We start from the raw sequence: 8,154 nt of genomic DNA on the forward strand, positions 1-8,154 counted from the left end.
CTGGTTGCCCAAGGCGGCAGCCTGTCGCGTATGTCTTTGGAAAGAAAGTTCGGGACGGCCGTCACAACTGCCAGAAGCAGAAGGACGGCATAGGTCATCACGACCCCTGCTGGTTGGCGCATTTTCAGTATCCTTTGGTGCCTGAGTGTTCGGTTTGACGTCGGGATGTCAGACCGCAGGCGGTCCCCGGACTGGCGGAAGGATAATGATTGCAGGAGTAGAAACGGATGCCACATATTGCCACGACACGCGCGCCAGCGTTTGTCGTGGCTTGGAGATTTTTGGTGCGGGCGCGGTGGCTTGCGGCTTGTCACCCTTGGGCACTGACGCGCGGATCAGATTGCTCTGCTCTGTCAGGATGACCGGAGAAAATGCGGTCTCAACTGACGCGACAAGGCCATTGCGCGTGGTAGTTCGTTCCGCGCCGACATCATGCGCCCCAAAAAGCGCAACCGCCAGCACAAGGAAAAGCCGCGACACAATCGCGGCCATCCCCCTTGCGGCTTGGCCACGCCCCTTTGTCATCCCTGCGCAGCCCAGACATAGGCGGCATATCCCGCCAGCATCACGACCCCAATGCCGCGTCCGATCACCGGACGGGTGAGCAGAAGCCCGGTCAGCACCAGCGACACAGCAATCATCACCGGAAGGTCGAAGGTCAGGAACCGCGACGAGACCGGGATCGGTGCGATCAGGGCGGTGACGCCGAGAATGCCCAGAACGTTGAAGATGTTCGACCCGATGATATTGCCGATGGCAATTTCGGACTGGCGGCGGAAGGCCGCGATCAGCGATGTGGCCAGTTCTGGCAGGGACGTTCCGATGGCGACAATGGTCAGGCCAATGAACGCCTCCGATATGCCGTATCCGCGCGCGATCGACACAGCCCCGTCTACCAGGAACCGCGCGCCGACCATCAACGCGACAAGCCCGCCAACGATCCAGAGCACCGACACAAGCGTTGATGCTGGCGGTTTCAGGCTTTCGTCCTCGGCTTCGGCCTCACCCGGCTTCAGGTAGGCCCAGACAAGATAGGCCACCAATCCGCCGAACAGAACCAGTCCGGACAGGCGGGTTATTTGGCCCAAGACGAAGACCGGGACCAGTAAAAGTGCCGCCGCCATCATGACGGCCGTGTCGCGCCGCAGGGTCGCGCCCATTACCTTGATCGGCCAGACCAGCGCCGAAAGGCCGACGATCAGCAGGATGTTGGCGATGTTGGACCCAATGATGTTGCCCAATGCGATATCGGGAACGCCGCGCCAGGCTGCGTCGACCGAAACCAGAAGTTCAGGCGTAGATGTGCCGAAGCCCACCACGGTCAGGCCGATCAGCAGCGGGGGGATCGCCATGCGCCGGGCGATGCCGACACTGCCCCGCACCAATGCCTCGCCTCCGAAGAACAGACCAATCAGTCCGATAAACAAGTAGAGATAATCCAAAGCGGTGCCCCAAGGGGCAAGTGGTCTGCCCTTCGCGGTAAGTTGTGAATGAAGCGGGGAGCTTGCAAGGGCCGTGCAAAGAAAATTTGCGAACCGAAAAATAGCAGAAAATGCCTTGGCAGCAAACCTTGAAGGAAAGCTGTGGAGGCATGATCTGTAGTCTTGGATCCCACGGCGGGAGAACGTTATTCGTACCTGCCAAAAGAAATGCGCGCCAGCGCAGAAACAATGGAGATGGTGGATTACCGCCATGATCTCATCATTTAATGCCGCGTCAAAAGGCGACGACACCGGCCTGCCGATTGGCCAGGCATATTTTGCTGACCAACGGGCCAAGGTCGACCGGTTTGTCGAACACCACTTTACCTGGCCCGGGACATTGCATCTTCACAGCGCAGCGTTCGGCTGGGATGTCCTGCGCGCGCCGATCAACGTAATGCTGTCTCCGGTCCTTGTCCTGACCCGGATCGCCGCCATTGTGTGTCGGCGGATCAGGCTGCCTGCAACCGCCAACTGGCTTGGGGCGCGGCGCATCCTGCTGCCCACAGCGGTTTCGCATCGGGTAGAGTTTCTGGTTGCGACTGACTTTCTGGACCTGCCTATGTCGCGCGCCGTTCTTGCGGCCCCCCAGTTTCGCGAACTGATCCGCAGAAGCGCGGCCGAGGCGGAAGTTCTCGGTCAGAGGATTGCGGACGCGCTTAGTGACTATGCAGGAACAAGGTCGGCGGTGGCAGAGATGAGCACAGGTCTGGTCACGCTGGCCGTGGGCGCGATTGTGTTCCAGGCTCTGACCCCTGGCATGATCTCGATGGCACCCGGCGTTGCAAACGCTGTGGCACTATCCACGGCGATTGCGGAGTTTCCGATGGGGCAGACCATCGGAGGCCTATGGTACGGCATGTTCCCCACTGACGCATCGCCACTGTTTGTCGCCGCAAGTGTGGCGATCCTTGTCATGATTTGGTCGGTCTTTGCCGCGTTTGCAGGTGTGCTGGCTGATCTGGTCCAGAGCCGTCTTGGCATTCACAGCAGTCGTCTTTTGCGCCTCATTGACACGCTCGAGGTGGAGCTTTGTGGCCTCGGCGAAAAGCCCTTCGCCGTACGCGAACACTACTACGCACGGCTGCTCAATCTTTGGGATGTCGTCGGCAGCGCATTTCGGCTGTTTCGGAATTAGCGCGCTGCCGCTTGGTCCCGTATCGTGGTATTTGACACAAAACCTGTGAAATGGATTCCGGAACTATCCAGTAAAAGTTGGAGAAAATGGTCTTAGAAATTGCAGTCGTCATTCTGCTCACGTTGATCAATGGCGTTCTGGCGATGTCCGAGCTCGCCATCGTGTCTGCCCGCCCCGCTCGGTTGATGCTGATGGTCGACAAGGGCAGCAGGGGTGCCGCGATAGCCATCACGCTTGCCAAGGACCCCGGCCGGTTCCTGTCCAGTGTTCAGATCGGGATCACGCTGGTGGGTGTGCTGGCGGGCGCTTTCTCCGGTGTGACGCTTGGCGGGCGTTTATCCACATCGCTAATTGAGGCTGGTTTGGCGGCAAACTTTGCTCAACCTGTTGGTGTGGTGTCCGTGGTTGTAGCGATCACCTATCTGTCGCTGATCGTGGGCGAACTTGTTCCCAAACAAATCGCCTTGCGTGCGCCTGAACAGGTCGCCGCCCGCATGGCCCCGATGATGGGGCTTATCGCACGCGTCGCGGCACCGCTGATCTGGGTGCTTGATCGGTCCGGCAATCTGGTATTGCGTCTGCTCGGTCAGTCCGGCGCCCAGTTACGCAAGGTGAGCGATGAGGAAGTGCGCCTGATCATCGCCGAGGCCGAAAGCACCGGGGCCATGAACCGAGCCGAAAGCGGAATGATCGCGGGCGTCATGCGCGTGGCCGACCGCACCGCGCGCGGCCTGATGACACCGCGCCACGAGGTCGAAACGCTCGACGCATCCAGCACCAAGGCGCAGATCCTCAAACAGCTTCGCGAAATGAGCCGGTCCAGACTGCCGGTGCAGGACGGCGATGCCGACGACATCATCGGTGTACTGATGACACGTGACATTCTGGTCCCCGCCCTGATGAGCGAGCCGTTCGATCTGCGCGCCCTGCTGCGCGAAGCGCCGGTCGTCCAGGGTGGACAAAGTGCGCTGGAGGTCATCGACCGGTTGCGCACGGCACCCGCGCATATGGTTCTCGTCTATGACAAATATGGCCACTTCGAAGGTATCGTCACGCCGATGGACGTTCTGGAGGCCATAACCGGCGACTTTCCTGACAGCGATACGGACGAGCCAAAAATTGTCACACGTGCAGATGGATCGTACCTTGTCGCAGGATGGATGCCCGTGGACGAATTCGCCGATCTGCTGTCACTGGAGCTTGAGGATGATCGTGATTACGAGACGGCAGCCGGTTTTGTCCTTGAAAAAATCGGCAGGCTTCCAGAAGTCGCGGAACGCCTTGATTTGCAAAACTGGTCGATTGAAGTCATCGACCTGGATGGCCGCCGCATAGACAAGCTTCTGGTGACGCGCGTGGGCTAAGATACAAGGCGGCGGCAAGCGGCCGTGCGACCGGACATTCATCACCAGCATTGCAATAGTCGAAAGAGATCGGCGGTTTATCGCTCGTTACATCAGGATTGGCCTGTTCATGCGGCGGCAATGAAAAATCAAGTCCAGATCAGAAAAATAGATTATCCGGGCAGGTCTTGTTCGCGAATTCACTTCATTACACTTCGATCACGCTGGGCCCAGGTTTGCTCCTGAAGCTGCGGCACGTGGGTGAATGAACCTTGCGAGTACCCGTCAACCGTCTTTTTCGGAGTTTTGGCAACATGGACCTTCTTTTCGTCGATTTCCTGGGAAAACCAGTCTGGAGCTGGATTGGTTTTCTGGTGCTCGTTCTGGCACTTCTGGTCTTTGACCTTGGCGTTTTGCAACGCAAATCCCACAAAATCGGGGTACGCGAAAGCCTGATGCTGTCAGCCTTCTACATCAGCATCGGCGTGCTGTTCTCACTCTGGGTCTGGTACTTTCTGGGCGATGTGTCTGCACTTCAGTATCTGACCGGCTTTGTTGTCGAGAAAAGCCTCGCACTGGACAACATCTTCGTCATCGCGATGATCTTTGGATATTTCGGAGTGCCGCGCGCCTATCAGCACCGGGTGCTGGTCTATGGAATCATCGGTGTCGTCATCTTGCGCGGCATCATGATCGGCCTTGGGGCTGTGGTGATCGCACGCTTTGACTGGGTGCTTCTGGTTTTCGCAGCGTTCCTGATCTTTACCGGGATCAAGATGCTGATGTCAGGTGGCGGCGAATACGACGTCGCGGCCAATCCCTTGCTTCGGTTCATGCGGGCCAAGTTCCGAGTGACCAAAAATCTGCACGGCGAGCGCTTCTTTGTCCGCGTGCCGCACGCCAAAACCGGCAAGGTGGCACTGTATGTGACGCCTCTCTTTCTGGCGCTTGTGATGGTCGAACTGGCCGATGTGATTTTCGCCGTCGACTCGATCCCAGCGATTTTTGCGATCACGCAGGATCCCTACATCATCTACACATCGAACATCTTTGCCATCCTCGGTCTTAGGGCGCTCTATTTTGCTTTGTCTGCCATGATCCATCGCTTTACCTACCTTCCGACAGCATTGTCGCTTGTTCTGATCTTCATCGGCGCTAAGGTCATTACCGCCGAGGTTCTGGGGCTCGAAAAAGTGCCTGCTTCGATTTCATTGGGGATCACGTTGACCATTCTGATTGGCGGCATTGTCGTGTACTTGTGGCGCACCCGCGCCACGGCTGATGGTTCTGCTTCTAACCCCTTTGCCGAGGTCAAAGCCGAATGAACACTTTGTCCTCCGGACTGCCCCTTGGCAAAGGCGCACCCGCAAAGAAGCTGTCGGACGTCCTGCGGGAACTCGATCAGGGCACGGGCAAGCGCATTTCGCTTGGCGATCTGATCATCGCACTGGGGGAACGAAGTTTCGTGCCCCTGATGATCCTGTTCGCGCTGCCAAACGTGTTCTTCTTCGTGCCGGGATCGTCGGTCATTACTGGATTGCCGCTTATCTTCATCGCGTTTCAACTTGTCCTTGGGCGGCCTGCGGTCTGGTTGCCTAAGGTGCTGAACGAACGTTCGATAGAGCACGGCGCGTTCACCCGGGCTGTTACCCACGCCGTTCCTTGGATCGAATGGGTAGAGCGCATGGCGCGGCCCCGTTATTGGCCGTTTTCACGCGTCGTGGCAGAAAGGATCGTCGGACTCACCAGTCTCGTGATGGCCATTTACATGTTCCTCCCATCCCTTTTGCCAATTCTTTGCCCGCCGTGGCGGTGATCACTTTGGCGCTTGGTCTGGGTGAACATGATGGCTTGTGGCTTGCAGGCTGCGTGGTTGCCAGTCTGGTTTCAACTGCGATCGTCTTTGCCATATTCGCCGCAGGCACTTTCGCAATGCTGAGCTTTTTTTAAGGACTCAAGTGATGCCATCGAAGAATGAAGCCCAAGCAGCGCTGCAAGGCCACGACGGCGACACCCACCGCCCCAAACGGATCGCGGCCTTGACGCTCGGAGCAGTTGGTATCGTTTACGGCGACATCGGCACAAGCCCGCTCTATGCGTTTCGCGAGGCGCTGCGCCCCGCCGCAGAAGACGGCTTGACCAAACCCGAGGTCCTTGGCGTCGTTTCCCTGTTAATCTGGGCGCTGATCCTGATCGTGACCCTGAAATACGTGCTGTTTCTTCTGCGCGCGGATAACCATGGCGAAGGCGGAATCTTGTCACTCGTGGCACTCGTCCAAAAGAAACCCAAAAAAACTGGAGTGACCTTCGTTCTGGGCGTGTCGGGTGCGGCCCTGTTTTTCGGGGATGCGATCATCACGCCGGCGATATCCGTTCTTTCCGCTGTCGAGGGCCTGAAGCTCGTCACTCCCTTGTTTGAGCCTTACGTGATCCCAATAGCTATCGGCATTCTCGTATCGCTGTTCATGGTGCAAAGCCGTGGGACCGGCCCGCTTGCCCGGTGGTTCGGCCCGATCACGGCAATCTGGTTTCTGGTCATGGGGGCCGCAGGTGTCGCACAGATTGTAGGAAATCCAAGTGTCCTGTGGGCCTTTGATCCCCGTTTTGCGATGTCCTTTATGATTGAGCACGGAAAAGTAGCATTTATCGTATTGGGGGCAGTATTCTTGGCCGTTACAGGCGCTGAAGCGCTTTATGCCGACCTTGGACACTTTGGCCGCAAACCGATACAGATTGCCTGGTTCGCACTCGTCTTTCCAGCCCTCGTGCTCAATTACTTGGGGCAAGGTGCGCTGGTCCTGCAGACGCCTTCAGCAGTGTCTGATCCGTTTTTTCTGATGGTGCCCTCTTGGGCGCTGCCAGGTTTGGTAATTTTAGCCACAATTGCGACAGTGATCGCAAGCCAGGCAGTCATTACGGGCGCATTTTCGATGACCCGCCAAGCAATACAGCTTGGGCTACTCCCCCGCCTCATGATCCGTCACACCTCAACCACCGAGACGGGCCAGATCTTCCTGCCTGTCATCAACGCTCTGTTGCTCGTCGGTGTCGTCATCCTGGTTCTGGAGTTCGAGACTTCTACGGCATTGGCTGCGGCATACGGAATTGCCGTGAGCGGCACGATGGTCATCACGACGGCGCTCGCTTACCTCATGCTACACCGTGTCTGGGGCCTGCCAAAGTTCGCCGCCATAGTGGTACTTGCCCCAATCTTGTTGATCGAGGCCGCATTCCTTACTGCCAATCTGGCGAAAGTTTCGGACGGGGGTTACGTCCCGCTTATGCTGGGTGCAACGCTGGTGATCATGATGTGGACTTGGGCGCGCGGCACGCAGCAACTATTTGAGCAGTCCAGTAAACTGTCCGTGCCCTTGGTCGATTTCATTCCAAGAATCGAAAAAAGCTCAGCTCTTCGGGCCCCCGGAGCAGCCATATTTCTGACCAGCGATGTTGCCGCCACGCCACCGGCGCTCTTGCACAACCTCAAACACAACCATGTCCTGCATGAGCATATCATTGTTTTGACCGTCGAGACACGTGATGTGCCGCGCGTACCCGAGAACGAACGCGCTGTCATCGAACGTCTCAGCGACCGTTTCGAACGGATCACCTTGCGCTTCGGCTTCATGGAAACGCCGAACATCAACCGCGCGTTGGGGTCTTGCCGTAAGCAGGGCCTGAAGTTCGAAGGCATGAAAACCACTTTCTTCCTTGGTCGCCGCAAGCTTGTCGCCAAAGCCGACATTGGGATGCCGATTTGGCAAGATTACCTCTACATCTTCATGTTGCGCTTGGCGGCCGATCCGTCTGATTTTTACCATTTGCCGCGTGACCGGGTCGTCGAATTAGGTTCTCAGGTGGCAGTGTAGCGGTCTCACCGTAACCGAGAGTCAAATTGCATGTCCATCGTAGGAATTTAACGCAACGAAACCTGGCATCGGCTATGAAGTATCCAGTGGAAGCAAAGTCAGCGTGTCGATCGTTGGGACAGACCACAGTGAACGATTAGTCCGCAATCCGCGACGAACAGCCTTGTTGCATGACCGCTTCGGCGATTGTCGCTGCACTGCGGAAAGGGTGCCGCAGCTAATGCGAGGGCTTTCTGCGCTCGCATTAGCTGCATTTGCACAAGTCCGGTTTGTCCGGCGGTCTCAACTGATCGACGCAACACATGCATTGAAACGCTCTGCGG

General features: G+C 57.5%; 6 protein-coding genes and 1 pseudogene. 5 read left to right on the forward strand and 2 right to left on the reverse strand.

Annotation, left to right across the window (positions count from 1 at the left end):
- Positions 1-168: 168 nt before the first annotated feature.
- Both V7730_RS21015 and V7730_RS21020 read right to left on the reverse strand, forming a co-directional pair.
- The gene (locus V7730_RS21015) at positions 169-525 is read right to left on the reverse strand and encodes a hypothetical protein (RefSeq protein WP_335749514.1); all 357 of its coding nucleotides are present in this window, start codon (positions 523-525) and stop codon (positions 169-171) included.
- The gene (locus V7730_RS21020) at positions 522-1,442 is read right to left on the reverse strand and encodes a calcium/sodium antiporter (RefSeq protein ID WP_335749515.1); all 921 of its coding nucleotides are present in this window, start codon (positions 1,440-1,442) and stop codon (positions 522-524) included. The genes V7730_RS21015 and V7730_RS21020 overlap by 4 nt, the downstream gene beginning before the upstream one ends.
- Before the next feature lie 250 nt (positions 1,443-1,692).
- Between V7730_RS21020 and V7730_RS21025 the strand changes: the two genes are divergently transcribed.
- The 5 genes and pseudogenes from V7730_RS21025 to V7730_RS21045 all read left to right on the forward strand — a co-directional run bounded on the left by V7730_RS21025 (position 1,693) and on the right by V7730_RS21045 (position 7,831).
- Positions 1,693-2,619 (forward strand): DUF6635 family protein, encoded by a 927-nt coding sequence (locus V7730_RS21025; RefSeq protein WP_335749516.1) that lies wholly within the window; start codon positions 1,693-1,695, stop codon positions 2,617-2,619.
- 86 nt (positions 2,620-2,705) lie between these two features.
- Positions 2,706-3,983 carry a hemolysin family protein gene (locus V7730_RS21030; RefSeq protein WP_335749517.1) on the forward strand — a complete coding sequence of 426 codons (1,278 nt, stop codon included), beginning with the start codon at positions 2,706-2,708 and terminating at the stop codon, positions 3,981-3,983.
- 293 nt (positions 3,984-4,276) lie between these two features.
- The gene (locus V7730_RS21035; RefSeq protein WP_335749518.1) at positions 4,277-5,287 is read left to right on the forward strand and encodes a TerC family protein; all 1,011 of its coding nucleotides are present in this window, start codon (positions 4,277-4,279) and stop codon (positions 5,285-5,287) included.
- Positions 5,284-5,912: pseudogene (locus V7730_RS21040) on the forward strand (exopolysaccharide biosynthesis protein). The gene V7730_RS21035 and the pseudogene V7730_RS21040 overlap by 4 nt, the downstream one beginning before the upstream one ends.
- A gap of 11 nt (positions 5,913-5,923) precedes the next feature.
- Positions 5,924-7,831 (forward strand): potassium transporter Kup, encoded by a 1,908-nt coding sequence (locus V7730_RS21045; RefSeq protein WP_335749520.1) that lies wholly within the window; start codon positions 5,924-5,926, stop codon positions 7,829-7,831.
- The last annotated feature ends 323 nt before the right edge of the window (positions 7,832-8,154 follow it).

The sequence above is a fragment of the Sulfitobacter sp. genome (assembly GCF_036961165.1).
Taxonomy (GTDB): Bacteria; Pseudomonadota; Alphaproteobacteria; order Rhodobacterales; family Rhodobacteraceae; genus Sulfitobacter.

Coding starts and splice junctions, on each gene's coding strand:
- V7730_RS21015 (WP_335749514.1), bottom strand. CDS start 525: ATGACAAAGGGGCGTGGCCAAGCCGCAAGGGGGATGGCCGCGATTGTG.
- V7730_RS21025 (WP_335749516.1), top strand. CDS start 1,693: ATGATCTCATCATTTAATGCCGCGTCAAAAGGCGACGACACCGGCCTG.
- V7730_RS21030 (WP_335749517.1), top strand. CDS start 2,706: ATGGTCTTAGAAATTGCAGTCGTCATTCTGCTCACGTTGATCAATGGC.
- V7730_RS21035 (WP_335749518.1), top strand. CDS start 4,277: ATGGACCTTCTTTTCGTCGATTTCCTGGGAAAACCAGTCTGGAGCTGG.
- V7730_RS21045 (WP_335749520.1), top strand. CDS start 5,924: ATGCCATCGAAGAATGAAGCCCAAGCAGCGCTGCAAGGCCACGACGGC.